Origin of the sequence: Variovorax sp. SPNA7 (assembly GCF_033807855.1) — a bacterium.
GTDB classification, from domain to species: domain Bacteria; phylum Pseudomonadota; class Gammaproteobacteria; order Burkholderiales; family Burkholderiaceae_C; genus Variovorax; species Variovorax beijingensis.
On the sequence record NZ_CP138513.1, the window covers coordinates 2,825,395 to 2,850,409 of the forward strand.

23 protein-coding genes and 1 riboswitch are annotated in these 25,015 nt (G+C 67.5%); of the genes, 5 read left to right on the forward strand and 18 right to left on the reverse strand.

From position 1 onward, the window contains the following. Window positions 1–78 precede the first annotated feature (78 nt). Window positions 79–942, forward strand: coding sequence for a bifunctional hydroxymethylpyrimidine kinase/phosphomethylpyrimidine kinase (gene thiD / locus RZE77_RS13155; RefSeq protein WP_319442201.1), 864 nt, complete (start codon window positions 79–81; stop codon window positions 940–942). Here the strand turns inward: thiD and RZE77_RS13160 are convergent. After that, window positions 890–2,230, reverse strand: a complete 1,341-nt coding sequence (locus RZE77_RS13160) for a purine-cytosine permease family protein (protein WP_319442202.1) — start codon at window positions 2,228–2,230, stop codon at window positions 890–892. The genes thiD and RZE77_RS13160 overlap by 53 nt on opposite strands. A 76-nt stretch (window positions 2,231–2,306) precedes the next feature. Continuing rightward, a riboswitch (TPP riboswitch) is annotated at window positions 2,307–2,414 on the reverse strand. A 117-nt stretch (window positions 2,415–2,531) separates the two neighbouring features. On the opposite strand from RZE77_RS13160, the gene RZE77_RS13165 reads away from it, so the two are divergent. Further along, a complete protein-coding gene (locus RZE77_RS13165; RefSeq protein WP_319442203.1) occupies window positions 2,532–3,836 on the forward strand; it encodes an aspartate aminotransferase family protein in 1,305 nt (434 codons plus the stop codon). Here the strand turns inward: RZE77_RS13165 and RZE77_RS13170 are convergent. The 15 genes from RZE77_RS13170 to RZE77_RS13240 all read right to left on the reverse strand — a co-directional run bounded on the left by RZE77_RS13170 (window position 3,823) and on the right by RZE77_RS13240 (window position 20,488). After that, window positions 3,823–4,857 carry an NAD(P)/FAD-dependent oxidoreductase gene (locus RZE77_RS13170; protein ID WP_319442204.1) on the reverse strand — a complete coding sequence of 345 codons (1,035 nt, stop codon included), beginning with the start codon at window positions 4,855–4,857 and terminating at the stop codon, window positions 3,823–3,825. The genes RZE77_RS13165 and RZE77_RS13170 overlap by 14 nt on opposite strands. Beyond that, window positions 4,854–5,183, reverse strand: coding sequence for a ferredoxin FdxA (gene fdxA, locus RZE77_RS13175; RefSeq protein ID WP_012747513.1), 330 nt, complete (start codon window positions 5,181–5,183; stop codon window positions 4,854–4,856). Before fdxA ends, RZE77_RS13170 begins: the two co-directional genes overlap by 4 nt. A 43-nt stretch (window positions 5,184–5,226) precedes the next feature. Continuing rightward, entirely contained in the window at window positions 5,227–6,564 is a 1,338-nt protein-coding gene (locus RZE77_RS13180) for a sulfate adenylyltransferase subunit 1 (RefSeq protein ID WP_319442205.1), read from the reverse strand. After that, window positions 6,564–7,517, reverse strand: a complete 954-nt coding sequence (gene cysD, locus RZE77_RS13185) for a sulfate adenylyltransferase subunit CysD (protein WP_319442206.1) — start codon at window positions 7,515–7,517, stop codon at window positions 6,564–6,566. Before cysD ends, RZE77_RS13180 begins: the two co-directional genes overlap by 1 nt. A gap of 43 nt (window positions 7,518–7,560) precedes the next feature. After that, the gene (locus RZE77_RS13190) at window positions 7,561–8,193 is read right to left on the reverse strand and encodes a phosphoadenosine phosphosulfate reductase domain-containing protein (protein WP_319442207.1); all 633 of its coding nucleotides are present in this window, start codon (window positions 8,191–8,193) and stop codon (window positions 7,561–7,563) included. A 20-nt stretch (window positions 8,194–8,213) separates the two neighbouring features. Further along, the gene (locus tag RZE77_RS13195) at window positions 8,214–8,609 is read right to left on the reverse strand and encodes a DUF934 domain-containing protein (protein WP_319432368.1); all 396 of its coding nucleotides are present in this window, start codon (window positions 8,607–8,609) and stop codon (window positions 8,214–8,216) included. Beyond that, window positions 8,606–10,384: a nitrite/sulfite reductase gene (locus RZE77_RS13200; RefSeq protein ID WP_319442208.1), complete on the reverse strand. Its 1,779-nt coding sequence runs from the start codon at window positions 10,382–10,384 to the stop codon at window positions 8,606–8,608. The genes RZE77_RS13195 and RZE77_RS13200 overlap by 4 nt, the downstream gene beginning before the upstream one ends. Window positions 10,385–11,194: 810 nt before the next feature. After that, window positions 11,195–12,016: a M55 family metallopeptidase gene (locus tag RZE77_RS13205; protein WP_319442209.1), complete on the reverse strand. Its 822-nt coding sequence runs from the start codon at window positions 12,014–12,016 to the stop codon at window positions 11,195–11,197. Further along, a complete protein-coding gene (locus tag RZE77_RS13210; protein ID WP_319442210.1) occupies window positions 12,013–13,092 on the reverse strand; it encodes a P1 family peptidase in 1,080 nt (359 codons plus the stop codon). Before RZE77_RS13210 ends, RZE77_RS13205 begins: the two co-directional genes overlap by 4 nt. 12 nt (window positions 13,093–13,104) lie before the next feature. Next, window positions 13,105–14,025 (reverse strand): glutathione ABC transporter permease GsiD, encoded by a 921-nt coding sequence (gsiD, locus tag RZE77_RS13215; RefSeq protein WP_319442211.1) that lies wholly within the window; start codon window positions 14,023–14,025, stop codon window positions 13,105–13,107. A gap of 10 nt (window positions 14,026–14,035) precedes the next feature. Beyond that, window positions 14,036–14,956, reverse strand: coding sequence for a glutathione ABC transporter permease GsiC (gene gsiC, locus RZE77_RS13220; protein ID WP_319442212.1), 921 nt, complete (start codon window positions 14,954–14,956; stop codon window positions 14,036–14,038). An 81-nt stretch (window positions 14,957–15,037) separates the two neighbouring features. Then, window positions 15,038–16,591: a glutathione ABC transporter substrate-binding protein GsiB gene (gsiB, locus tag RZE77_RS13225; RefSeq protein WP_319442213.1), complete on the reverse strand. Its 1,554-nt coding sequence runs from the start codon at window positions 16,589–16,591 to the stop codon at window positions 15,038–15,040. A 70-nt stretch (window positions 16,592–16,661) separates the two neighbouring features. After that, a complete protein-coding gene (locus tag RZE77_RS13230) occupies window positions 16,662–18,539 on the reverse strand; it encodes a dipeptide ABC transporter ATP-binding protein (protein WP_319442214.1) in 1,878 nt (625 codons plus the stop codon). Between the two features lie 24 nt (window positions 18,540–18,563). Next, a complete protein-coding gene (locus tag RZE77_RS13235) occupies window positions 18,564–19,526 on the reverse strand; it encodes an isoaspartyl peptidase/L-asparaginase family protein (protein ID WP_319442215.1) in 963 nt (320 codons plus the stop codon). After that, on the reverse strand, window positions 19,523–20,488 hold the full coding sequence (locus tag RZE77_RS13240; protein WP_319442216.1) for a MurR/RpiR family transcriptional regulator: 966 nt from the start codon (window positions 20,486–20,488) through the stop codon (window positions 19,523–19,525). Before RZE77_RS13240 ends, RZE77_RS13235 begins: the two co-directional genes overlap by 4 nt. 240 nt (window positions 20,489–20,728) lie before the next feature. Here RZE77_RS13240 and RZE77_RS13245 point away from each other — a divergent pair, with 240 nt between their 5' ends. After that, window positions 20,729–21,181 carry a MerR family DNA-binding protein gene (locus RZE77_RS13245; protein ID WP_319442217.1) on the forward strand — a complete coding sequence of 151 codons (453 nt, stop codon included), beginning with the start codon at window positions 20,729–20,731 and terminating at the stop codon, window positions 21,179–21,181. Between the two features lie 22 nt (window positions 21,182–21,203). On the opposite strand, the gene RZE77_RS13250 is transcribed toward RZE77_RS13245, so the two are convergent. Beyond that, entirely contained in the window at window positions 21,204–21,662 is a 459-nt protein-coding gene (locus tag RZE77_RS13250) for a GNAT family N-acetyltransferase (protein WP_319442218.1), read from the reverse strand. A gap of 123 nt (window positions 21,663–21,785) precedes the next feature. Here RZE77_RS13250 and RZE77_RS13255 point away from each other — a divergent pair, with 123 nt between their 5' ends. Then, the gene (locus RZE77_RS13255) at window positions 21,786–22,814 is read left to right on the forward strand and encodes an aldo/keto reductase (RefSeq protein WP_319442219.1); all 1,029 of its coding nucleotides are present in this window, start codon (window positions 21,786–21,788) and stop codon (window positions 22,812–22,814) included. Here RZE77_RS13255 and RZE77_RS13260 read toward each other — a convergent pair. After that, window positions 22,811–23,704 carry a LysR substrate-binding domain-containing protein gene (locus RZE77_RS13260; protein ID WP_319432394.1) on the reverse strand — a complete coding sequence of 298 codons (894 nt, stop codon included), beginning with the start codon at window positions 23,702–23,704 and terminating at the stop codon, window positions 22,811–22,813. The genes RZE77_RS13255 and RZE77_RS13260 overlap by 4 nt on opposite strands. Before the next feature lie 87 nt (window positions 23,705–23,791). On the opposite strand from RZE77_RS13260, the gene RZE77_RS13265 reads away from it, so the two are divergent. Then, window positions 23,792–24,964, forward strand: a complete 1,173-nt coding sequence (locus tag RZE77_RS13265; RefSeq protein WP_319442220.1) for an NAD(P)/FAD-dependent oxidoreductase — start codon at window positions 23,792–23,794, stop codon at window positions 24,962–24,964. Window positions 24,965–25,015 lie beyond the last annotated feature (51 nt).

Genomic DNA, 25,015 nt, shown 5'->3' on the forward strand with positions numbered 1-25,015 from the left:
TGCGCCGCGCGCCCCCACCCCAGCCCTCCCCCGGAAGGGGAGGGAGCAAGGCAGGGCCAGTCGCCGATAATTTTCAGCATGACCCAAGCACTTTCCGACGCGCCCCAGGCGCCCCTGCGCTATGCACGCGTGCTCTCCATCGCCGGCTCCGACAGCGGCGGTGGTGCCGGCATCCAGGCCGACCTGAAGACCTTTGCGGCGCTCGGCTGCTATGGCATGACGGCCATCACGGCGCTCACTGCGCAGAACACGCTCGGCGTGTCGGGCATCCATGGCGTGCCGCCGGCTTTCCTCAAGGCGCAGATCCAGGCGGTGGTCGAGGACATCGGCGTGGATGCGGTCAAGCTCGGCATGCTGCATGCGCCCGAGGTGGTCGAGGTGGTGGCCTGGGCCATCGATCACTACCGGCTGCCCAACGTGGTGCTGGACCCGGTGATGGTCGCCACCAGCGGCGACCGCCTGATCGCCTCCGAGACCGTGCAGGTGCTGGTGCGCGAGCTGTTTCCGCGCGCCGTGGTGGTCACGCCCAACCTCGACGAAGCGGCCTTGCTGATCGGCCATGCGATCGGCGGCATCGACGCGCTCGACGACGCGGCCAGCGAACTGCTGGCGCTCGGCGCGCAGGCCGTGCTGCTCAAGGGCGGCCACCTGCCGGGCGACGAGGTGGTCGACGTGCTGCTGCAGTCCGACGGCACTCGCAAGCGGCTGGCCTCGCAGCGCATCGCGAGCCGCAACCTGCATGGCACGGGCTGCACGCTGTCGTCCGCCATTGCCGCGCACCTGGCGCTGGGGCTCGCGCTGCCCGAGGCCGTCGAGAGCGCGCGCGCCTACATCCTCGGCGCGATGGCCGCCGGTGCGCATGTGAAGACCGGTGCGGGACACGGTCCGCTCAACCACGGTTTTGCGCCAGTGCCGACGCACCGCCTGCCGCCGTCGGCGTAGCCTTGGGCCGGCTGGCCCAGGCCAGCAGGAAGGTCGCGGCCAGCGTCGGCAGTGCCGAGCCGAACTGCGGCGCCCACTTGGCGAGCGCATGGTAGGCCGCGATGCCCGCAATCCAGATCAGCGCCGCGCCCAGGTCGACCCGGCGCGTGCCCACCGACAAGACCGCCTGGCCCGTGCCCAGCCGCCCCAGGATCACGCCGTAGAGCGGCACGAACACCGAACTCAGCATCAGCAGGAACGGCTCGAGCGTGTGCATCGGCAGCACCAGCGCGAGCGCGGTGCACAGCGCCGCGAGCAGGAGGCCCCAGCGCCGCACGCTCCAGCGCGGCAGCAGGCTGTGGGTGGACACCGAGCCCGAGTACACGTCGCCGTACGCGTTGTCGAGTTCGTCGATCAGGATCAGGCCCAGCGCCACCAGGCCGCCTTGGGCGAGCAGCAGGGCGGTGACCAGGCCGGTGCCCGGTTCGGCCACGCTCACCACCATCACGCCGAGCGCATAGCACCAGACGTTGGCCAGCGCGTAGCCGATCCAGGTGCCGCTGAAGGCGCTGCCGAGGCCGCCCGCGCTGCGCTTGCCATGGCGCGCGTAGTCGGCCACCAGCGGCAGCCACGAGACCGGCATGGCAATCACCAGGTCGAGCGCGCTGAACATGCCCATGCCGCCGTTGCCGGGGCGCGCCCAGAAGGCGTCGAGTCCCTTGGCTTGCAGGCGGGTCGCGAACTGCCATGTCAGCCAGAGCAGAGAAAGCACCACCAGCGGCAGGCCGAAGCGGCTCACGAAGCGCCGCACCAGCTTCACCATGGAGCCCGCCAGAAGCGCCAGCAGCACCGCGCCCCAGAGCAGCGTGGTGAGAGCACCGCCCAGCGGTCCGCCGAGCGCCAGGCCGAAGGCCTGTTGGCCGATCGCCTGCGTGCCCTCGCGCATGATGACGAGCTCGAAGGTGGTCCAGCCCACCAGCTGCACGATGTTGAGCAGCACCGGCAGCCGTGCGAACGCGCTGCCGTAGGTGGCGTGCATCAGCCCGGCGCTCGCCAGGCCGCTCTCGCAGCCGAGCCGCGCGGTCCAGGCCAGCAGGCCCGCGCCGAGCAGCGAGCCCAGCACGATCGCGATGGCCGCGTCGCGCGTGCCCACCGCCGGCACCAGGTAGGCGCCGATCTGCATCACCAGCAGCCCCACGCCCAGGCTGAACCAGAGCGATGCGTGGTCGTGCCAGCCGAACACGCGCTGCGACGCGGGCAAGGGCACGAGCGCCTCGTTGGCGGAAGAAAGTTTGTTGTCGTGTGCCATCCAGTTGCTCCAGTGCAAAAGGTTTGGCAGGTGGGCGAGGCTCCGGCGGTGGAGCCATCGCGCGAGACAACGCGACAGGCCGCCGGACCAGCTTCCCTGCGCGAGGATTACCTCAGTCAGGTTCAAAGGGACTCTCTCAGTCAGCCCCGGAACGGATCCCGGTTCGACACCCCTAGCGGTGGTGCTCCGCGCCGTGGCGCAAAGCGGGAACTATTGTACGAGCCTGTGCGCCCAGCCTCCAAACCATGGATGATGGTCCGGATATGGCAACCTGCGTGCCGCCACTTCGAGGATGTGTTCCATGAGCGATTCCGCAATCGATCAGTCCCTTGCCCAGGCCTTCCAGCGCTTCACCGACGCCAACCCGGCCAGCCAGCGCCAGTTCGAGGCGCAGGCGCGCTACATGCCGGGTGCCAACAGCCGCTCGGTGCTGTTCTATGCACCGTTTCCGCTCACCATCGCCAAGGGCGAGGGCGCGGCGCTCTGGGACGCCGACGGGCACCGCTATGCCGACTTCATCGCCGAGTACACGGCCGGGGTCTACGGCCACTCGGCACCCGAGATCCGCGATGCGGTCATCGAGGCGATGCAGGGCGGCATCAACCTCACGGGCCACAACCTGCTCGAAGGAAGGCTCGCCAAGACCATCTGCGAGCGCTTTCCGCAGATCGAGCAACTGCGCTTCACCAATTCGGGCACCGAGGCCAACCTGATGGCGCTCACGGCGGCGCTGCACTTCACGGGACGGCGAAAGATCGTGGTGTTCTCGGGCGGCTACCACGGCGGCGTGCTCGGCTTCGGCGCCAAGCCGCTGCCGACCACCGTGCCCTTCGACTTCCTGGTGCTGCCCTACAACGACGCCCAGGCTGCGGGCGAGCAGATCGAGAAGCACGGGCCGGAGATCGCCGCGGTCCTGGTCGAGCCGATGCAGGGTGCGAGCGGCTGCATTCCGGCGCGCCCCGGCTTTCTGCAGACACTTCGCGATGGCGCGACGAAGGTGGGCGCGCTGCTGGTCTTCGACGAGGTCATGACCTCGCGCCTTGCACCGAACGGCCTTGCCAACAAGCTGGGCATCCGGTCGGACCTCACCACGCTCGGCAAGTACATCGGCGGCGGCATGTCGTTCGGCGCCTTCGGCGGGCGTTCGGACGTGATGGCGCAGTTCGATCCGCGCACCGGGCCGCTCTCCCATTCGGGCACCTTCAACAACAACGTGATGACCATGGCGGCCGGGTACGCGGGCCTCACGAAGCTGTTCACGTCCGAGGCGGCCGGCGCGCTGGCCGAGCGCGGCGAGGCGATGCGTGCGCGGCTCAACGCGCTGTGTGCAAAGGAGGGCGTGGCCATGCAGTTCACCGGCGTCGGCTCGCTGATGAACGCACATTTCGTGCGTGGGGAGGTGCGGTGCGTGGACGACCTGGCGGCGGTCGACGGGCGGCTGCGGCAGCTGCTGTTCTTCCACCTGCTGAGCGAAGGCATCTACGCCTCGCCGCGCGGCTTCATTGTGCTGTCTTTGCCGCTGACCGACGCGGACATCGACCGATTCGCCGCCGCCATCGGCCGCTTCACCGGCGAATACCGCGCGCTGCTGCCTAGCGCGAAGTAGCCACGCCCAGCAGTTCGTGCAGCCGCGTGCTGGTGGTCGTGTACTGCAGCGGAATCGCCTTGCCCGGGAACACGATGGCGGTCGCACCCCAGGCCGCCAGCGTGGCTTCGTGGAAGCCGCAGACGATGAGCTTCTTCTTGCCCGGATAGGTGTTGATGTCGCCCACCGCGAACACGCCGCGCTCGCGGGTTTCGTACTTCTCGGTGTCGACCGGCACCTGCTTGCGCTCCAGTTCCAGGCCCCAGTCGGCAATGGGGCCGAGGCGCGGGGAGATGCCCAGGCAGGCGATCAGCGCGTCGAGCAGCAGGTCGGCCGTGGTCGCGTCGGGCGTGGTGATCTGCAGCTGCCTGCCGTCGAAAGCGGTGGGCTGGCCGACCTTGAACGCGAGCTTGCCTTCGGCGACCAGCGCGCGCATCGAAGCGACCAGCGCCTCGCCGGCCTGGAAGCCGTCGCGCCGGTGGACCAGCGTGACCTGCCTTGCAATGGCCGTGAGCGCGATGGCGGTTTCCAGCGCCACGTCGTCGCCGCCATTCACCACCACCGCCTGCCCGGCAAAGCGGTCCAGCGAATCGGGGTGGTAGAAAAGCGAGCGGCCTTCGAACTGCGCAATGCCTTCGACCGCGATGCGCTTGGGCACGAAGGCACCCACACCGGCCGCGATGAACACCGTCCTGGCGAGGAAAGCCGTGCCGGCCGAGGTTGTCAAGAGCAGCCGCCCGTCGGCCTGCCTTTCGAGCGTGGCCACCTGTTCGCCAAAATGGAATTGGGGCTTGAAGGGTTCGACCTGCTTGAGCAGCGATTGCGCGAGCTCGCTTCCGCTGGTGACGGGCGTGCCCGGAATGTCGTAGATCGGCTTGCCGCCGTAGAGCGCCACGCACTGGCCGCCCGCGGCGGGCAGTGCATCGACGATGTGGCAGGAGATCTCGAGCAGGCCGAGCTGGAAGGCCTGGAACAGCCCGACCGGACCGGCGCCGATGATGAGCGCGCCGGTTTCGATGGGGGCTCGGCCTTCGGGGTTCAACGGACCAGTTCGCCGACCTTGTCGGTCTTGTCTTTCCACTCTTCGGCGTCGGGCAGCGCCGGCTTGCGCTTGGTGATGCTCTTCCAGCCATCGGCCACCGCGAGTTCGGCGTTGAGCTTGATGAATGCGATCTGGTTGGCCGGGAGGTCTTCCTCGGCATAGATCGCATTGACCGGGCACTCGGGGATGCAGACCGCGCAGTCGATGCACTCGTCGGGGTCGATCACCAGCATGTTGGGGCCTTCGCGGAAGCAATCCACGGGGCATACGTCCACGCAGTCGGTGTATTTGCAGCGGATGCAGGCTTCGGAGACGACGTGGGTCATTTGTCTTCTAACGTCAGTGTGAGGTCGGGGAAAACCCCAGATTTTAGGCCTTTGCGGCGGCAGGCTGCACGAGCACGGCGGCAGCGGTCTTGTGGGAGGCCGTATCGACCAGCACCAGCGAGCCCAGGGCGCGCGATTGCGTGAAGGGCAGCACGGCCAGCGGCTGCTGCAGCGAAAGCACCACGTCGCCGATGGAATTGGCTTCCAGCTGCGTTGCGGGCTCGGACTCGAGCGTGGTGATGTTCACCCGGTCGACGATGCGCGCCACCTTGGCCTTGACCCAGCGGTGGCCCTGCAGCGCCCAGTAGACGCGGCCCGCGACCAGCGGCTCGTCGTCGAGCCAGGCCACGGTGGCGGTGATCTCGCGCACCGGCTCGAAGGCGCCGGGCGCCAGCAGCCAATCGCCGCGCGAGACGTCGACCTCGCGGTCGAGCACGATGCCGGCGCTGTGGCCCGCATGCACCACCTTCGGTTGCCGCGTATGGCTCAGCACCTGCGCGACCGTGGCGGTCTGGTTGCTCGGCAGCACGGTCACGCGCTGGCCCGGTTCCACATGACCGGAAGCCACGCGGCCCCAGAACACACGGCGGCCCTGCGAGGTGTCGGCCGAGGCCGAGAACTTCTCGACCCACTGCACCGGGAAGGCGAAGGGCACATCCTCATCCTGCGCGGTGACCGGCAGTTCCTCGAGCAGTTCGAGCAGGCTCGGGCCCTCGTAGCCGACCCAGTCGGCGTGGCGCGTGGCCACGTTCCAGCCCTTGAGCGCCGAGATCGGCACGATGGCCGCCACCTGCACGCCGGCCGCTTCGGCAAAGGCGTTCAGCGCGGTCGAGATGCGTTCGAAGGCCAGGCCGGCGTCGTCGATGGCGTCGAGCTTGTTGACCGCGAACACCACCGACTGCACGCGCAGCAGGTGGGCCAGCAGCGTGTGGCGGCGCGTCTGCGGCAGCAGCTCGCGCTTGACCACGGTGCCGTCTTCCACTTCGGCGGCCCAGGCCAGCTTGGTGGCATCGACCAGCACCACGGCGGCATCGGCGGCCGAGGCTGCCGTGACCATGTTGCGGGTGTACTGCTCATGGCCCGGCGCGTCGCCGATGATGAACTTGCGCTTGGCGGTCGAGAAGTAGCGGTAGGCCACGTCGATCGTGATGCCCTGTTCGCGCTCGGCCGAGAGGCCGTCGGTCAGGAGGGCCAGGTCGGTTTCGCCGCCGCGCTGCACGCCGGCGAGCTGATCCTGCAGCACGGTCTTGCTGTCGACCAGCAGGCGGCCGATCAGCGTGCTCTTGCCGTCGTCGACCGAGCCGCAGGTGATGAAGCGCAGGGCGGTGCCGGTGTCGCCGTGGAGGGCGGGGTTGTCAAGGGTTGCCGTTGTCGTGCTCATCAGAAATACCCGTCTTTTTTGCGCTTCTCCATCGAAGCTTCCGAAGTCATGTCGTCCATCCGCGTCGCGCCGCGCTCGCTGACGTCGACGCTCAGCGTCTCGAGCACCACGTCGCCCGCATCGGCCGCCAGGCTCTCGACCGGGCAGGTGGTCGTGATGTCGCCCACGGTGCGAAAGCGCACGTCGCGCACCTGCACGGTTTCGCCGTCGCGCGGCGGGGTGAGCTCGGTCACGGGCACCAGCAGGCCGCGGCGCTCGACCACTTGGCGCTTGTGCGTGTAGTAGATCGACGGCAGGCCGACGTGCTCGCGCTCGATGTATTGCCACACGTCGAGCTCGGTCCAGTTCGAGATCGGGAACACGCGGAAGTGTTCGCCCGGTGCGAGGCGGGTGTTGAACAGCGTCCACAGTTCGGGGCGCTGGTCCTTGGGCTGCCATTGGCCGAAGCTGTCGCGGTGCGAAAAGATGCGCTCCTTGGCGCGTGCTTTCTCTTCGTCGCGGCGGGCGCCGCCGATCAGCGCGTCGAAGCGGAATTCTTCAATGGCCTCGAGCAGCGTGACCGACTGGTGCGCATTGCGCGATTCGCCGGGGTGCGCGAGGCGCACGGTGCCGCGCTTCATCGAATCTTCGACGCTGCGCACGATGAGCTCGGCGCCCAGTTCCTTCGCACGCTGGTCGCGGTAGGCCGTCACTTCGGGGAAGTTGTGGCCCGTGTCGATCATCAGCAGCGGATACGGAATGCGGCCGGCGCCGAAGGCCTTTTCCGCGCACTTGAGCAGCACCAGCGAATCCTTGCCGCCCGAGAACAGCAGGGTGGGGCGCTCGAAGGCGGCCGCCACTTCGCGCAGGATGAAGACGGTTTCCTCTTCCAGCGCATCGAGATGGGTGTTGGACAGGCGCGCGGGAGAGTGCATGGGCGGCAGCAGCAGTTCGGTTTCGGTACGGGCGTTCATCGGGATGGGTGCTGAATGCAGAGGATCGGTAAGGCGTCGGCGCTCAGTGCGAGAGGTGCAATCCGCACTCGCGGTTGTCTTCGCCCTTGGTCGGGTCCACGTAGTCGAAGTTGTTGGGCAGGCCATGCGCTTCGCAGTACGTGTACAGGTCCTTGGACGACCAGTGCAGGAGCGGCGCGACCTTGATCAATCCGTCCGGATTGACGCTGACCGGGTCCATCTGCGCGCGCACGGCCGTGTCGGTGGCCCGGAGCGCGGTGAACCAGACCTGTGGCGCCGTCTCGCGCAGTGCGCGGGCAAAGGGCTCGAGCTTCACCTCTTCCGTGAAGGCGGCGTGGCGCGGATCGTCGAGCGCTGGGGTCGGGCCTTCCACCGCTTCGCGATGTGCACGCGAACGGCGCGGCAGGTAGATGTGAAGATCCAGGCCCAGCTGCCTGGTCACCTCGTCGGCAAAGCGGTAGGTGGCCTCGGTGTTGTAGCCGTTGTCCATCCAGACCACGGGAACGTCGCGCTTGGCGCGCGTGACCATGTGCAGGATCACCGCCTCGAACGGGCGGAAATTGGTGGTGACGATCGCGCGCTGGCCCAGGCCGACGGCCCAGTCCACCAGGCCCTCGGCGTTGCGGCCGAGTTCGGCGTTGATGCGTGCGAAGTCGATGTCCGTGGCAATGCTCATGTCGATGGTTCCGTGCGGGCTCAGGTGCCGGCCGCGAAGTGCGGTGCGGGTTTTACCGCATCGCCCTGGTAGAAGGCCGAGAAACGGTCGAACTGGCGCTGTGCGTCGGTGGCGTCCACGCCTTCCTTCAGCACGGCGCTCGAGAAGCCGGTGCGTTCCATCTGCACCAGCTGGTCGATCAGCACGTCGCCGGTGGCGCGGATGTCGCCCTTGAAGCCGAGCCGGCGGCGCAGCAGGAAGGCCTGGCTGTAGGCGCGGCCGTCGGTGAACTTCGGAAAGCTCAGGTCGATGCGCTCGATGTCTTCCAGGCACACCTCGATGGCGAGCGGATCGGCATCGTTGGGCAACTGCAGCACCTTCGGGTCGCCGTCGTCGACGTGCTCTTCGGCGGCAAGGATGTTGAGGCGCCTGTTCATGCTGCTTCCTCCACCTTGAAGCGCGCACCGTTGGCCGCGGCCTTGAATGGGTCGTGGCCGACTCGGCGCAGCGTGTCGATGAAGGTCTCGCCGCCTTCGCGGGTGTCGCGGTAGGTGGTGAGCACGGCCTCGATCACGCCCGGCACTTCGGCCGCCGAGAACGAGGGGCCGACCACCTTGCCGGCCTGCGGCGCGCCGCTGAGGGCCGAGCCGTCGGAGCCGCCGAGGGTGACCTGGTACCACTCCTTGCCGTCCTTGTCGACGCCCAGGATACCGATGTGGCCGCTGTGGTGGTGCCCGCAGGAGTTGATGCAGCCGCTGATGTGCAGGTCGATCTCGCCCAGGTCGTCGAGCTCGTCGAGGTCTTGATAGCGCTCGGTGATGGCTTCGGCAATGGGGATGGAGCGCGCATTGGCCAGCGCGCAGAAGTCGCCGCCGGGGCAGGCGATCATGTCGGTCAAGAGGTGCACGTTGGCGCTGGCAAAGCCGGCCGCGCGGGCGGCGAGCCACAGCGCGTGCAGGTCTTCGGCATGCACCCAGGGCAGCACGATGTTCTGGTCGTGCGTGACGCGGGCTTCGCCGGCCGAGAAGCGGTCGGCCAGTTCGGCGAGCGTGTCGAGCTGGTCGGCCGAGGCATCGCCGGGCGCCTGCTTCAGGCGCTTGAACGACAGCGTGACGGCGCGCAGCGCGGGGTTCTTGTGCGCGGCCACGTTGCGGGCCAGCCAGCGCGCGAACATCACGTCGTCGGCGGCGTGGGCACGCAGCTCGGCGTCGGTCTTCTCGGCGCTTTGCAGCACGCGGGTGGCGAGCGTCGGCGGCACGAAGGAGGCGGCCACGCGGTCGTACTCTTCCTGCGTGATGGTGTGCGGCGCGCCGTCGTGCTCGATGATCTGCTTGTACTCGGCCTCGACGTCATCGATGTAGCGCTGGCCTTCGGCCTTCACCAGGATCTTGATGCGCGCCTTGTAGATGTTGTCGCGGCGGCCATAGCGGTTGTAGACCCGGATCACCGCTTCGAGGTAATTCATGATCTGCTGCCAGGGCAGGAACTCGCGCAGCACGGTGCCGATGATCGGCGTGCGGCCCATGCCGCCGCCCACCTGCACGCGGAAGCCGATGTCGCCAGCTTCGTTCTTCACCACGTGCAGGCCCACGTCGTGCCAGCCGGTGGCGGCGCGGTCTTCGGCTGCGCCGGTGATCGCGATCTTGAACTTGCGCGGCAGGAAGGCGAATTCAGGGTGCAGCGTGCTCCACTGGCGCATGATCTCCGCGAACGGGCGCGGGTCGGCGATCTCGTCGACCGCGATGCCGGCGCGCTCGTCGCTCGTGATGTTGCGGATGCAGTTGCCGCTGGTCTGGATGCCGTGCATGTCGACCGAGGCCAGCAGGTCCATCACGTCGGCTGACTTGGCAAGCGGGATCCAGTTGTACTGGACGTTCTGGCGCGTCGAGAAGTGGGCGTAGTGCGTGGGGAGCTTGTGGCTGCCGAGCAGGCCCTGCGTCTCGATGGCCTTGCGGTAGACCTCGGCTTCGGGCTCGTCGTACTCGCGGGCGATGCGGGCCAGCACGCGCAGCTGGCGGCTGGAAAGCTCGCCGTAGGGCACGGCCACGCGCAGCATCGGCGCGTAGCGCTGCACGTACCAGCCGTTTTGCAGCCGCAGGGGGCGGAACTCGTCTTCGTGCAGGCGGCCCTTTTGCCAGCGCTCGAGCTGGTCTCTGAACTGGGCAGCCCGTTGGTGGACGAACTGGCGATCGAATTCTGTGTATTGGTACATCGTGCGTGTGATCTTGAAGAAGTGCGGTGCCGCACGTACAACGGGGCGCCCCAGCAAGAAGCGGAGATTCTGAAACCGGGCCTTATGGAAGCAAACTATTTTTTGGTTCGGGCTTTATGCGGATAAGCTTATTCTCCAGTGCCCATGCGGGTTTGCGGGCGGTTGGATGCTTATTCTGGATAAGGGCGGGAGGGTTTTTTGGGGCTGGTTTTTTTGAGTTCCGGGGCCGGGTCTCGCCCCGGCGGGCGAGCTACTTTCTTTTGCTTCGCCAAAAGAAAGTAGCCAAAGAAAAGGCGACCCCACTGTCTGCGACCCCTTCGCTTCGCTACGGGGCAACCTGCGGTGCTCGCGTTTCGCGGGGTCTCGCCCAAACTCGCTTCGCTCAGACAAGGGCGAGCCCTGATCCGCGAAACGCTGCGCTCCTCGGCGCATACAGAGGGGAGGGCAAACCACACGGGCCTTTGCTTCGCTCGGCCACCAAGCCACCGCGGCGCGCAGCGCCGCGGTGGTTGGGATTGGCTGTTGGGTTTGGTATTGGGGCCGAGCGAAGCGAAGGCTGCCCGCTCCCACCCCTTCTGTATGCGCCGAGGAGCGCAGATGGAGGCGGGATCAGGGCCGCAGCTGTTTGAGCGGAACGCAGTGGAGCGAGTTCTGCGGACCCCCGCCGTAATCGAGCACCGCAGGTTGCCCGCAGCGAAGCGGAGGGACGCAGACAGCAGGGTCGCCTTTTCTTTGCTTACTTTCTTTTGGCGAAGCAAAAGAAAGTGAGTCGCCCGCCGGGGCGAGACCCGGCCCCGGAACCCAAAAAACTCACCGCAACATAGAAGACATCGCCGAACAGCAGTTCAGCATCCGCACCGCCGCCTCCACCGTCTCAGCAGAAAACCGCAGCGTGACACCGTCGACGCGCTCGAACGAAGGCCATTGGCAGAACAGATCCGCCATCATCGGCGACTGCGTACGCAGCGTGACCACCTGCGGCCCCTCGAACACCAACGGCCTCGCATTGCCGCGCGCAGCCAGCGCCTCAGCCACGCCGGCCCGGATGGCCGCGCGCGACTGCTCGGGCGAGAGCGACACGCCGCTGCTGAACCCCGTGGCACGCTTGGTCTGCACAAAGGTCGCGTGCGGAAAGAGCGCCCGGTTCTCGGCAATGAACACGTCGTCCCCGCTGGCCATCACCACCGGCACGCCGTATTCGCCGGCCAGCGCACCGTAGAGCCCGGCTTCGCCCAGTTCCTGCTCGCCGAGCCGGATGCCCGCAAAGGCAAAGCTGTTGATGGTGTGGGCGAGGATGCCGCGGCCCTGGGCGCGCGAGTGGTAGCCCACCATGCAGACCGCTTCCACGCCTTCTTCTTCCACGCCGGCCACCATGCTCAGGTAGCGCGGCTTGCCCTGCACCACGCGGGCGCGCGCATCGAGCACGTCGGGCGGCATGTTGCGAAAGCCGCCGTGCGAATCGTTGACCAGCACCTCGCTGGCACCGGCCTCGAAGGCACCGGCAATGGCCGCGTTGGCCTCGTGCGCCATCAGCAGGCGAGCGCGCTCGTACTCGGGGTTGCCGGGCCGCGCCTGCTCGTGGTGGTAGACGCCCGCCACGCCTTCGATGTCGGTGGAGATCAGGACTTTCATGGGAGGGAGTGCGGTTGCGCGAAGGAAGAAGAAAGAAGGGAAGAAGGCGACAGCAATTCCGACAGCGCCGCCCGGTGATGGCCATCGCGGCCGGTCACGGCCGTGGCGCGCCAGAGCGCATGCAGGATCGCCTGCTCGGTGCTGTCAGCCGCGGCCTGGAAGAGGCCGTCGAGCAATCCGTCGTGCAGCATCGCGATCGCCGGCATCGGGCGGTCGACGTGGTCGGGCACGGTGTAGGCGGTCGAAAAGGCCAGCACGATGTCGCCGCTGCCATGCCCGAAGACCGAGCCGGTGCGCGCCAGCCCCGCGCCCGCGCGCAGCGCGAGGCGGCGCAGCTGGCGCGCGTCGAGCGGTGCATCGGTGGCGACGACGATGATGATCGAGCCCTTCTCGGGCTCCTTGGATTCGCGCGTGCTGTGCGCGGCCAGCCGCTCGCCGACCGGATGCCCGGCCAGCACCAGTTGCGGCTGGCGCCCGTAGTTCGCGAGCACCAGCGTGCCCACGGTGTGCAGCTCGCCCCCGGGCGCCGAGACGCGGCGCGAGGCGCTGCCGATGCCGCCCTTGAGCTGGAAGCTCGACATGCCGCGCCCCGCGCCGACCGAGCCCTGCGCAAAGTCGGCGCCGGCACTCTCGAGCGCGCGCAGGTAGTCCGCCTCGGTCACGGCCAGCCGCTGGATGTCGTTGAGAAAGCCGTCGTTGCACTCGAAGACCAGCGGGTTCACCGTCGGCAGCGACCGGCCGCTCTCGGGGTTGGAAGCAATGCAATGGCGGATCTGTGCCGTCGCCACCGTGCTGACCGAGAAAGTGTTGGTCAGCGCGATCGGCGTCTCCAGCACGCCGAGCTCTGCCAACTGCACCAGCCCCACGCTCTTGCCGAAGCCGTTGAGCACCACGGCGGCGGCCGGCACCTTGTCGCGGAACGGATCGCCCGCGTGCGGACGGATCACCGTCACGCCAGTCTGCACGCCGCCGTCATCGAGCGTCTGGTGGCCGACCGTGACGCCTTCGACGTCGGTGATGGCGTTGCGCGCGCCTTGCAGCAGGGTGCCGATGTAGGGCAGGGAGTTCGCTGGCATCAAATGAATGGGTTATTCGCGGTCGATCTTCGGATCGAGCGCGTCGCGCAGTGCATCGCCCAGCAGGTTGAACGCCAGCACGGTGAAGAAGATGGCCAGGCTCGGGAACAGCGCCACGTGCGGCGATGTCACCATGTCGGCGCGGGCTTCGCTGAGCATCGCGCCCCATTCGGGCGTGGGCGGCTGCGCGCCCATGCCCAGGAACGAGAGGCTGGCCGCCGTGATGATCGACGTGCCCACGCGCATCGAAAAGTACACCACGATCGACGAGATGGTGCCCGGCAGGATGTGCCGCACGATGATGGTCCAGTCCGACGCGCCGATGCTGCGCTCGGCCTCGATGTAGGTCTGCTGCTTGAGCACCAGCGTGTTGCCGCGCACCAGGCGCGCGAAGGCCGGCACGCTGAACACCGACACCGCCACCACCACGTTGGTCATGCTGCTGCCGAGGATGGCGACCACGCCGAGCGCCAGAAGAATGCCGGGGAAGGCAAAGAGCACGTCGGAGATGCGCATCACGATGCGGTCCCACCAGCCTTCGTAGTAGCCCGCGAGCAGGCCGAAGGCCGTGCCGATGAAGCCGCCCACCAGCACCGAGAGAAAACCCGCCATCAGCGAAATGCGCGCACCCATCAGGATGCGGCTGAAGATGTCGCGCCCCAGCGGATCGACGCCGAACCAGTGCGTGGCCGAAGGCCCGGTGTTCAGCATGTCGTAGTCGAAGAAGTTCTCCGCGTCGAAGGGCACGATCCACGGCGCGAACACCGCGACGAACACCAGCAGCAGCACGAACAGCGCCGCGACGATGCCCACGGGCTGCTTCTTGAAGCGGCGCCAGCATTCGCCCCAGGGCGTGCGGACCTTGCCCGCGGTTTGAACCGCCACGATGGGCGGCGCGATCGATTCGGCAGTCGTGCCGGTAGCTTGCGTCATGTCGGCTGCCTCACTTGTAGCGGATGGTGGGGTTGATGTAGCCGTACAGCACGTCCACCACCAGGTTGATCAGGATGAATTCGAGCGAGAACAGCAGCACCAGCGTCTGGATCACGGGGTAGTCGCGCATCTGCACGGCATCGACCAGGAGGCGCCCGAGGCCCGGCCAGTTGAAAACCGCCTCGACCAGGATCGAGCCGCCCAGCAAAAAGCCGAACTGCAGGCCCATCATCGTGACCACCGGGATCAGCGCGTTGCGCAGGCAGTGCTTGATGATGACGCTGCGCTCGCGCACGCCCTTGGCGCGTGCGGTGCGAACGAAATCTTCCTGGATCACCTCGACGAACGATGCGCGCGTGAAGCGCGCCATCACCGCGGCCACCGCGGCGCCCAGCGTGATCGAGGGCAGGATGTAGTGCTTCCAACTGCTCGCGCCCACCGTGGGCAGCCATCCGAGCTGGACCGAGAAGATCTGCATCAGCAGCATGCCCAGGGCAAATGCCGGAAAGGAGATGCCCGACACGGCCAGCGTCATGCCGAGCCGGTCAGGCCATTGGTTGCGGAACACGGCAGAGACGATGCCGATGCCCATGCCGAAGATCACGGCCCACACCATGCTGGTGATGGTCAGCATCACCGTGGGGAAGAAGCGCTCGCCGATCTCCATCGACACCGGCCGCCGCGTGCGGATCGAGGTGCCGAAGTCGCCCTGCAGCATGTGGGTGAAGAAGCTCACGAACTGCTGCGGCAGCGGCTTGTCGAGGCCGAGCTCAGCGCGAACCATGGCGATGGTCTGTTCGTCGGCGTCCTGGCCCGCGGCAAGGCGCGCCGGATCGCCGGGCAGCATGTGGACGAACAGGAACACCAGCACTGCCACGATGAGCAGCGTGGGGATCAGGCCCAACAGTCGTTTGAGGAAGTAATTCAGCATGGGGTGCGGTTGTCGCGAGCGGGCGATGGCGGCATGCCATCGCCCGTCGGACAGTCAGTCAGGAAAACAGGGAGCCGGCGATCAATTCGACACTGAAATAGCGTCGATGTTGATGTTGCCGTCAGGCATCACGAACACACCCGACAGGCGCTTCGAGTGCGCCGACAGGTTCTGCTCCGTGACCAGCGGCACGCGCGGCAGGTCCTTGCGGATTTCTTCCTGCGCGGTCTTGTAGAGCGCGGCCTTTTCCTTGTCGTCCACCGTGACCAGCGCCTTGGCCAGCGCGTTGTCCACCACCTCGCTCTTGTAGAACGACATGTTGTTGAGCTTGGGCGCCCAGGCTTCCGAGGCGAACAACGGACGCAGGCCCCAGTCGGCTTCACCGGTCGACGACGACCAGCCCGTGTAGTACATGCGCACCTTGGCCGTCTTGGCATCGGGCCATGCGTCGACCATCTCGGCGCGCTGGCCCACTTCGAGCGCCTGCACCTGCAGCTTGATGCCCACTTGCGCAAGCTGCTGCTGCACGAACTGGATGGTCTTCTGGCTGGTCGTGTTGTTGTAGGCGCTCCACAGCACCGACTCGAAGCCGTCCGGATAGCCGGCTTCCTTCAGCAGCTCCTTGGCCTTCTTCACGTCGTAGGGAATGGGCGCCATCTTCTCGGCGTACTTCACGCCCTGCGGCACCACGCCCTGCGCGGGGAAGGCATAGCCACCGAACGCGACCTTGGCGAGCGCTTCCTTGTTGATGGCATAGCCGATGGCTTCGCGCACCTTCGGGTTGTCGTAGGGCTTCTGCAGCATGTTGAAGGCCAGGAAGCGCGTGATGATCGACGGCGTGGCCACCACTTCGAGCTTCTCGCTCTTCTTCAGCAGCTCGGCCTGCTCGTAGGGAATGGGAAAGGCGAAGTCGGCCTCGCCGGTCTGCAGCATGGCGGCGCGCGTGTTGTTCTCGAGCACCGGCTTCCACTGCAGGTTGTCGATCTTCGGATAGCCCTTCTTCCAGTAGCCGTCGAACTTCCTGGCCTTGACGGCTTCGGTCTGCTTCCATTCGACGAATTCGAAGGGGCCGGTACCCACGGGGTGGAAGGCGATGTCCTTGTTGCCCCATTTCTTGAGTGCGGTGGGCGAGATCATCGCGGCCGAGGCGTGCGCCAGCGAGTTGATGAAGGGGCCGAAGGGCTCCTTCAGCGTGATGCGCACGGTGGTGGGGTTGAGTGCCTCGACCTTGCTCACGCGGTTGAACTGGTTGTAGCGCAGCAGCTTGTTGTCCTGGTTCAGCACGCGGTCGAGCGTGAACTTCACGGCTTCGGCGTTGAAGTCGGTGCCGTCGTGGAACTTGACGCCGGTGCGCAGCTTGATGGTGTAGACCAGGCCGTCCTTCGACACGTCGTAGCTCTCGGCCAGCACGTTCTGCACCTTCAGGTCCTTGTCGAACTGGAACAGGCCTTCATAGAAGGTCTTGGTCACGGCCGTGGTGATGGTGGTGTTGGTGTTGTACGGGTCCAGCGTTTCGGGCTGGTAGCCGATCGACAGCACCGCGTCTTTCGCGGCCATCGCCGTGCCAGTCATCGCCAGAGCGGCCAGGCCCAGCAGTGCCGATGCCCATCGCAGGGAGGAAGAAGATTGCTTCATGGAAAGAAACTCCAGTCGGTTCGAGAAAAAAGCAGGAGGGCCTGCGGGTTGAAAAAATCTGCCGGCGCGCTCAGAAGGCGCCGCCGATGGCGTGCCGAGCCACGAAGTGGCCGGGCGCCACCTGCACCAGCGGCGGCACGTCGGGCTCGTCGCCCACGGCGCGGATCGGACTCGGGATCTCGCCTTCGAGCAGCGCGCGCGGTTTGTGGCGGCGCGACGGGTCGGCCACCGGCACCGCGGCCATCAGCTTGCGGGTGTAGGCGTGCTGCGGTGCTTCGAACACGGCGCGGCGCGGGCCGATCTCGACGATCTGCCCGAGGTACATCACGGCCACGCGGTGGCTGATGCGCTCGACCACCGCCATGTCGTGCGAGATGAAAAGAAAGGCCACGCCCAGCTCGCGCTGCAGGTCGAGCATGAGGTTGACGATCTGCGCCTGGATCGACACGTCGAGCGCCGACACCGACTCGTCCGCCACCACCACCTTGGGGTTGAGCGCGAGGGCGCGCGCAATCGCGATGCGCTGGCGCTGCCCACCCGAGAACTCGTGCGGATAGCGCTGCGCCACCTCGGGCGGCAGGCCGACCTTCTGCAGCAGCCAGTCGACGCGCTGCTGCGCCTCGGCACCCTTGGCGATGTTGTGGATGAGCAGCGGCTCCATGATCGAGAAGCCCACCGTCACGCGCGGATCGAGCGAGGCGAACGGGTCCTGGAAGATGAACTGGATGTTGCGGCGCAGCGCCTGCAGCTCGCGCGTGGGCAGCTCGCGGATGTTCTGGCCGCCGAACTCGATCGCGCCGCTCTGGCTCTCGACCAGGCGCAGCAGCGAGCGGCCGGTGGTCGACTTGCCGCAGCCCGATTCGCCGACCAGCGCCAGCGTCTCGCCGGGGTAGAGGTCGAAGCTGATCTTTTCCACCGCGTGCACGCGGCGCTTCACGCGGCCGAACAGGCCGCTGCGCACGTCGAAGCGCGTGACGAGGTCACGCACGCGCAGGATCGGGCCGGCGCCTTCGCGCACGGTGCTCTGCGGCGTGGTGCTTGTGCTCGGCACCGTCTCGGGCGTGCCCTCGGTACGCAGCAGCTCGAACTTGGCGGGCAGGTCGGTGCCCTGCATCGCGCCGAGCTTGGGCACGGCCGACAGCAGCGCCTTGGTGTAGGGGTGCTGCGGCGATGCGAACACGGTATCGGAACCGCCCGCTTCCACCTTGTCGCCGCGGTACATCACGAGCACACGGTCGGCAATCTCGGCCACCACGCCCATGTCGTGCGTGATGAAGAGCACGCCCATGCGCATCTCCTTCTGCAGCTCGCGGATGAGCTGGAGGATCTGCGCCTGGATGGTCACGTCGAGCGCGGTGGTGGGCTCGTCGGCAATCAGCAGCTGCGGCTTGCACGAGAGCGCCATCGCGATCATCACGCGCTGGCGCATGCCGCCCGAAAGCTGGTGCGGAAAGCGGTCGAGCACGTTGCGCGCTTCGGGAATGCGCACCAGCTCCAGCATGCGCAGCGCCTCGGCGCGTGCGGCCGCGTTGCTCTTGCCCTGGTGGATGCGGATGGCCTCGGCAATCTGATCTCCGGCGGTGAACACCGGGTTGAGCGAGGTCATCGGCTCCTGGAAGATCATCGCGATGTCGGCACCGCGGATGTTGCGCATCTCGGCGTCGCGCGCCTGCGCGAGGTCGAGCACTTCGCCATTGCGGCGGCGAAAGGCCATGCGTCCGCCCAGGATGCGTCCGCCGCCGTGTTCCACCAGCCGCATCAGCGCGAGCGAGGTCACCGACTTGCCCGAGCCCGACTCGCCCACCACCGCGAGCGTTTCGCCATGGTCGACGTGGAATGAAAGGTTCTTGACCGCATCGACGGTGCGCTCGGAGGTCGAGAAGCGCACGGTGAGATCGTCGACGGCGAGAACGCGGCCGTCTGGCAGGGCGAGGGCAGGGGAGGACATGGTGCGAAAAAAAACGTGTGCGTGTCAGGCGAAGATGGCTGTTGCGGGTGCCTCGTCGCCGCGCGCGTGGCCGCGGTACATGCCTTCGGTGTTGAAGGCGAGGCTCAGGTTGCCGTGGCGGTCGATGGCGATCAGCCCGCCGGTGCCGCCGATGGCGGGCAGCGACTGGTGCACCACGGCATGCGTGGCGGCTTCGAGCGTGGCGCCGCCGTAGGCCATGCGCGCGCAGATGTCGTAGGCGGCGGCGACGCGGATGAACATTTCGCCGCTGCCGGTACACGAGACGGCGGCCGTGCGGTCGTCTGCATAGGTGCCGGCGCCGATCAGCGGCGAATCGCCGATGCGGCCGACGCGCTTATTGGTCATGCCGCCAGTCGAGGTGGCCGCGGCCAGGTGGCCGTGCATGTCGAGCGCGACCGCACCCACGGTGCCGAACTTCTTGTCCTCGTCGAGCGGCGGCGTCATGGCCGCGCCTTCATGGTCCGTCACCACGCGGCCGGTGTCGCGCACGCGGTAGAGCTGCTGGCGGCGCGCCTCGGTGGAGAAGAAGAAGGGCTCGACCATTTCGAGGCCGTGCTCGCGCGCGAAGGCTTCGGCGCCCGCGCCGGCCAGCAGCACGTGCGCGCCGTCTTCCAGCACGGCACGCGCGGCACGCACCGGGCGGCGCACGTGGCAGACGCCGGCAATGGCGCCGGCCGCGAGCGTGGCGCCGTCCATCACGGCGGCATCGAGTTCATGGGTTTCCTCGTGTGTGAACACCGCGCCGTGGCCCGCGTTGAAGAGCGGGCACTCTTCGAGCAGTTCGACCGCGAGGCAGGTGGCATCGAGCGCGGATGCGCCCTTGAGCAGTTGCGCCTGCGCGGCCTGCACGATCTTGCGCAAGGCGTCGTGGTAGGCCTGCGCCTGGGTCGCGCTGGTGGTGGCGGCGCTGATGGTGCCGGCACCGCCGTGAATGGCGATGACGGGCGTGATGCTGTTGTTCTTCATGAGGAGGCTTTCTTCTTTTTCCTGGCGGCGCCGGCCGGTGCCGCGCCGGCGGGCAGTGCCGAGGAGACTTCCGCCCGCGGCAGGCCCTGCGCGCCATGCAGCCAGGGCCGCACCGCCTGCAGGATGCGGCTCGCGGACTGCACCGCGCGCGGCGCGCGCAGCGCCACCGCGCTGGTCAGTGCCTCGATCAATGCGAGCACGCTGGTTTCGCAGTTCGGCCGGTAGCTGGTTTCGGTCTGGCAATAGAGCGCCACGTCGGCCAGCGGCGCCAGCGGCGAACTCGGGCGGTCGGTCAGCGCCAGCACGGCGCAGCCCTGGCCCTTGGCGATCTGCGCCAGCGCCACCGTGTCGGTGAGGTAGCGCGGAAAGGTCAGGCCGACGAACAGGTCCTGCGGGCCGGCGTGCGTGAGCGTGCGCGCCGCATGCGTGACGCCGCTGACGCTGGACAGCATCCGCACGTCGCTGCAGCTGCCGTCGAGCCCGTGCTGCAACAGCCCCGCGAGCCAGGCGCTGGCGCCAAAGCCTCCGATGTAGACCGAGCGCGCCTTCAGGATGCGCTGCACCGCGGCCTCGCAGGCGGCGTAGTCGAGCGACTGGCGCGTGGCCTCGATGTTGCGCCGGCTCTCGTCGAGCGCGGTGGCGAACACCTCGGCCACCGTGGTCGGACGCTCCAGGTTGCCGCGCAGCCGCTCCACAGGCGCCACCAGCGATTCGAAGCCGCGCACGAGCTCGGCGCGGAAGGTGGCGTAGCCGTCGAAGTCCAGCGCCCGCGCAAAGCGGTTGGCCGTGGCCACCGACACGCCCACCGCGGCCGCGAGCTCGTCGATCGGCAGCGTGGCGACCTGCAGCGGGTGCTCCAGCACGAAATCGGCGACCTGGCGGTGCGAACGCGTCAGCCGCGGCAGCGCCTGCGCAATGCGCTGGGCCACGGTGGTGCCATTGGTGTCGACGTTGGTGCTCATGGGACGGGCGATGCACCTCGAAGGGTGCGCGTGATGAAAATGAATTTACAAATATATGTCAGATAAGAAAATTTTCTGTCATTTTCGAACGATATCGCAAGTAGCGGGCCAGGAACGGGGGGCTTTGGCGTAAAACCAAGGGATTACCCTGACTTCATCTTGGAAGCCCACCATGCGGCTTCTTGACTCTCCCATGGTGTGAAGGCCGAGACTTTGTTCTTTGGCTGAAAGGAGAACTCCATGGAACATCCCACGGCACCGGCTGCTGCGTCGCGCTTGTCTCTTGCCGGCGTTGTTGCCCGGTCCGGCGCATCCGCGCAATTGCTGCGCGACTGCGAGTCGCTCGGGCTGCTCGAGGGCATGGCGCGCACCGACGACGATGGCTGCCGCTATGACGAAGGCGCCGTGTCGACGCTGCGCTTCGTGCGAAGGGCGCACGCGCTGGGTTTCGAAACACCGGAAGTCGTCGAGTTGCACGCGCTGTGGCGCGACGGACACCGCGCGAGCTTCGATGTGAAGCGCGTCGCGCTCGAACGGGCCGACGACCTGGCCCAGCGCATCGAGGAGCTCGCGCACATGAAGCGCCTGCTCGAGCGCCTGGCCCATTGCTGCGAAGGCGACAGTCGTCCGGAATGTCCCATCCTGGATGAGCTGGCAGGACTCCAGGGGTTCGCCAACTGCGAAGCGCGGTGAGCCGGAAGCCCCGTGCAGCGGGTTATGCCGCCGCCTTCTCCTTCTGCATGAAGACGCTCAACGGATCGTCGGGATAGTCGCCGAAGCGCTCGCGCCGCGCATATCCCGCGCGCGCATAGAACGCGAGCGCCTCGGGCTGGCGCACGCCCGTCTCCAGCCGGAACACGGCGCATCCGCGTACCGCTGCTTCGGCTTCGAGAAAGCCCAGCACCTTCGTGGCCACGCCTTGCCCGCGGTTCTGCGGCCGCACGTACATGCGCTTGAGTTCGCCGTAGCCCGCGTTCATGACCAGGGCACCGCAGCCGATGGCCATGCCCGCCTCGTCGCGCGCGACCGCAAACAGCACGTGGGCCGCCGACAGCGCGGCAATGTCGATGCCGTAGTGGCTCTCGGGCGGGTACAGCGGCTTCTGGTACGCATCGAGGTCGTCGATGAGCTGGATGACGTCGGGTTGGCCGGGGTTTTCGATCGCGATCTGCATCGCTCGATCGTATCGAGCTCGATGGAGCGCAAAGCCCGGCGCGCGACGTGGTTCCTGCAGCGGCCAACAATGGATACGTCATTCATCCTGTTCGTTGGTTCGTTCGATCGAAGGAGTAATACCTTGGAATACCGTCACCTCGGCAAATCGGGCCTCAAGGTCCCCGTATTGAGTTTCGGCACCGGCACTTTCGGCGGCAAGGGCGAGCTTTTCAGCGCCTGGGGCAGCACCGACGTGGCCGAGGCGCGCAAGCTCATCGACATCTGTCTGGAGGCGGGCGTCAACATGTTCGACAGCGCGGACATCTATTCGGCCGGCGCGGCCGAGTCGGTGCTCGGCGAGGCGATCAAGGGCCGCCCGCGCGACCAGCTCCTCATCTCGACCAAGGCCACCTTTCGCAGCGGCGAGGGGCCGAACGAGGTGGGTTCTTCGCGCCACCACCTGGTGCGTGCGGTCGATGGCGCGCTCAGGCGCCTCGGCACCGACTACATCGACCTGTTCCAGCTGCATGGTTTCGACGCGGGCACGCCGGTGGAAGAAACGCTGTCCACGCTCGACGACCTGGTGCACGCGGGCAAGCTGCGCTATGTGGGCGCGTCGAACTTCTCGGGCTGGCACCTGATGAAGTCGCTGGCGGTGGCCGAGCGCTACGGCTATGCGCGCTACGTGGCGCACCAGGCCTACTACTCGCTGGTCGGGCGCGACTACGAATGGGAGCTGATGCCGCTCGCGCAGGACCAGGGCGTGGGCGCGGTGGTCTGGAGCCCGCTGGGCTGGGGCCGGCTCACGGGCAAGATCCGGCGCGGCCAGCCGCTGCCGGCCACGAGCCGGCTGCACGCGACGGCCGACATGGGCCCGCCGGTGCCCGACGAGCTGCTTTTCCGCGTGGTCGATGCGCTCGAGAAGGTCGGGGCCGAAGTCGGCAAGACCGTGCCGCAGGTGGCGCTGAACTGGCTGCTGCAGCGCCCGACCGTGTCGAGCGTGGTGATCGGCGCGCGCGACGAGGCGCAGCTTCGCCAGAACCTGGGCGCCGCGGGCTGGGCGCTCACGCCCGCGCAAGTGGCCGAGCTCGATGCGGCCAGCGCCACCACGCGCGCCTATCCGTACTGGCACCAGCAGGGCTTCCTCGAGCGCAATCCCAATCCCGTCTAGGCCGGCGCGAGCCCGAGCACCCAGCGCTTGAAATGCTCCAGTGCTCCTGAAGCCGGCCGGCCCTCGGGGTAGGCGAAGTAGTAGCCCTGGCGCACTTCCAGGTGCCGGTCGATCGGGATCACGAGCTCGCCGGTGCGCAGTTCGCGCTCGATCAGGATGCGCGGCGCGAGGCCCACGCCCATGCCGGCGGTTGCGGCGGCGGTCACCATGGTGAAGAGCTCGTAGCGCGGCCCGCGCGAGGCCTGCACCGTGTAGTCCCAGCCCTGCTGCGCATACCAGTCGCGCCAGGCATGGGCGCGCGTGCCCAGGTGCACGTGGCGGCAGCGCTCGAAGGCCGACTCGTCCCACGGGCCGTTGGCGTCGCGGAAGGCGGGGCTGCAGACCGGCACCATCTGGCCTTCGGAAAAGATCAGTCCGCCTTGCGTGCCGGGCCAGAACTGGTCGCCGAAATAGATGGCCGCGTCGTAGGCGTTCTCCTGGAACGAGAAGGGCTGCGAGCGCGCCGAGAGATTGACGGTGATGTTGGGATGCCGCCGGCTGAAATCGGGCAGCCGCGGGATCAGCCATTGCGTCGCGAAGGTGGGCACCACGGCCACTTCGAGCACGAAGCCCATGTCGTGGCCGGCGCTGATCTCCTGCGTGTCGCGCCGGATCTGGTCGAGGTGGCGGCGGATGCGCGCCGCATATTCGCGCCCGGTGTCGGTGAGCGTGAGGCGCCGCCGCACGCGCGAGAACAGCGCCACGCCCAGCCGCTGCTCCAGCGTGGCCACCTGCCGCCCGACGGCGCTTTGCGTCAGCGCGAGTTCGGCCGCCGCGCGGGTGAAACTCCCCAGGCGCGCCGAGGCCTCGAAGGCCTGCAAGGCACCCAGGTTGGGAATGTCTTTTCTCATCGTTGCTATTCTGCGTGCCGGGCTCGCGGTTTTTTGCGGCGGCTCGCGCGGATTGGACCTGTCGGCGAACAGCAAGAAAGGAATTTCATGCGTCGTGTGGTGATCATCGGCGGCGGTGCCATCGGCTCCGCCATCGCCTATTTTCTCAACCGGGATCCGCAGGAGGAGCCGTTCGACATCACCGTGGTCGAGCGCGATTTTTCGTACACGCAGGCCTCGTCGGCCTTGTCGGCCAGCTCGATCCGGCAGCAGTTTTCGAGCGCCATCAACATCGAGATGTCGCTCTACGGCATCGACTTCTTCCGCCACCTGGGCGAAAACCTGCGCGTCGGCGACAACGTGCCCGACATCGGCCTGGTCGAGCCGGGCTACCTGTACCTGGCGCCGCCGGAGGGCGTCGAGGTGCTGCGCGAGAACCACGCGGTGCAGAAGGCGCACGGCGTCGACGTGGTCCTGCTGGCGCCCGACGCGCTGCAGGCGCGCTTTCCATGGATGTCGGCCGATGGCATCGCACTGGCCTCGCTGGGCCTTTCGGGCGAGGGCTGGTACGACGGCTACAGCCTGTTGCAGGCCTTTCGCAAGAAAGCCGTATCGCAGGGGGCGCGCTATGTGCAGTCGCAGGCCACGGGATTGAAGTGCAGCGGCCGCGTGGTGGCCGGCGTGGAACTGGACATCGGCAATGTGCTGGAGGCCGACGTGGTGGTCAACGCCGCCGGCGCCTGGGCCGCAAGGGTGGCGGGCTGGGCCGGCATCGATCTGCCGGTGCGCGCGCGCCGCCGCATGGTGTTCAGCTTTTCGTGTCCCGAGACCCTGCCGGGCTGCCCATTGGTGATCGACACTTCGGGCATCTGGCTGCGCCCCGAAGGCCGCCGCTTCATCTGCGGCTTTGCGCCGCCCCAGGACCGCGACCGCGACGACGCGCCGCTCGAAGTCGACTACCGCGTCTTCGACGATTTCATTTGGCCCGCACTGGCGCGCCGCGTGCCCGCCTTCGAGGCCATCCGCATGACCGGCGCATGGGCCGGCTACTACGAGATGAACCTGTTCGACCACAACGCGATCCTCGGCCTGCACCCGGACTGCGACAACCTGTTCTTCGCCAACGGCTTCTCCGGGCACGGGCTCCAGCAGTGCCCGGCGGCGGGGCGCGGCGTGGCGGAACTCATCCGCTATGGCGAATACCGCAGCCTCGACCTGTCGCCGGTGTCGTTCGCGCGGATTCTGGAGAACCGGCCGCTGCTCGAGAAGAATGTGATCTAGCCTCGGCGCGGGTGGAGGCGTACGATCTTTGCAAGCAAGTGAGGGTCTCAT

Excerpts from the sequence above, each read along its gene's own strand:
- thiD (WP_319442201.1), top strand. The coding sequence starts at position 79 with ATGACCCAAGCACTTTCCGACGCGCCCCAGGCGCCCCTGCGCTATGCA.
- RZE77_RS13160 (WP_319442202.1), bottom strand. The coding sequence starts at position 2,230 with ATGGCACACGACAACAAACTTTCTTCCGCCAACGAGGCGCTCGTGCCC.
- RZE77_RS13165 (WP_319442203.1), top strand. The coding sequence starts at position 2,532 with ATGAGCGATTCCGCAATCGATCAGTCCCTTGCCCAGGCCTTCCAGCGC.
- fdxA (WP_012747513.1), bottom strand. The coding sequence starts at position 5,183 with ATGACCCACGTCGTCTCCGAAGCCTGCATCCGCTGCAAATACACCGAC.
- RZE77_RS13180 (WP_319442205.1), bottom strand. The coding sequence starts at position 6,564 with ATGAGCACGACAACGGCAACCCTTGACAACCCCGCCCTCCACGGCGAC.
- cysD (WP_319442206.1), bottom strand. The coding sequence starts at position 7,517 with ATGAACGCCCGTACCGAAACCGAACTGCTGCTGCCGCCCATGCACTCT.
- RZE77_RS13190 (WP_319442207.1), bottom strand. The coding sequence starts at position 8,193 with ATGAGCATTGCCACGGACATCGACTTCGCACGCATCAACGCCGAACTC.
- RZE77_RS13195 (WP_319432368.1), bottom strand. The coding sequence starts at position 8,609 with ATGAACAGGCGCCTCAACATCCTTGCCGCCGAAGAGCACGTCGACGAC.
- RZE77_RS13200 (WP_319442208.1), bottom strand. The coding sequence starts at position 10,384 with ATGTACCAATACACAGAATTCGATCGCCAGTTCGTCCACCAACGGGCT.
- RZE77_RS13205 (WP_319442209.1), bottom strand. The coding sequence starts at position 12,016 with ATGAAAGTCCTGATCTCCACCGACATCGAAGGCGTGGCGGGCGTCTAC.
- RZE77_RS13210 (WP_319442210.1), bottom strand. The coding sequence starts at position 13,092 with ATGCCAGCGAACTCCCTGCCCTACATCGGCACCCTGCTGCAAGGCGCG.
- gsiD (WP_319442211.1), bottom strand. The coding sequence starts at position 14,025 with ATGACGCAAGCTACCGGCACGACTGCCGAATCGATCGCGCCGCCCATC.
- gsiC (WP_319442212.1), bottom strand. The coding sequence starts at position 14,956 with ATGCTGAATTACTTCCTCAAACGACTGTTGGGCCTGATCCCCACGCTG.
- gsiB (WP_319442213.1), bottom strand. The coding sequence starts at position 16,591 with ATGAAGCAATCTTCTTCCTCCCTGCGATGGGCATCGGCACTGCTGGGC.
- RZE77_RS13230 (WP_319442214.1), bottom strand. The coding sequence starts at position 18,539 with ATGTCCTCCCCTGCCCTCGCCCTGCCAGACGGCCGCGTTCTCGCCGTC.
- RZE77_RS13235 (WP_319442215.1), bottom strand. The coding sequence starts at position 19,526 with ATGAAGAACAACAGCATCACGCCCGTCATCGCCATTCACGGCGGTGCC.
- RZE77_RS13240 (WP_319442216.1), bottom strand. The coding sequence starts at position 20,488 with ATGAGCACCAACGTCGACACCAATGGCACCACCGTGGCCCAGCGCATT.
- RZE77_RS13245 (WP_319442217.1), top strand. The coding sequence starts at position 20,729 with ATGGAACATCCCACGGCACCGGCTGCTGCGTCGCGCTTGTCTCTTGCC.
- RZE77_RS13250 (WP_319442218.1), bottom strand. The coding sequence starts at position 21,662 with ATGCAGATCGCGATCGAAAACCCCGGCCAACCCGACGTCATCCAGCTC.
- RZE77_RS13260 (WP_319432394.1), bottom strand. The coding sequence starts at position 23,704 with ATGAGAAAAGACATTCCCAACCTGGGTGCCTTGCAGGCCTTCGAGGCC.
- RZE77_RS13265 (WP_319442220.1), top strand. The coding sequence starts at position 23,792 with ATGCGTCGTGTGGTGATCATCGGCGGCGGTGCCATCGGCTCCGCCATC.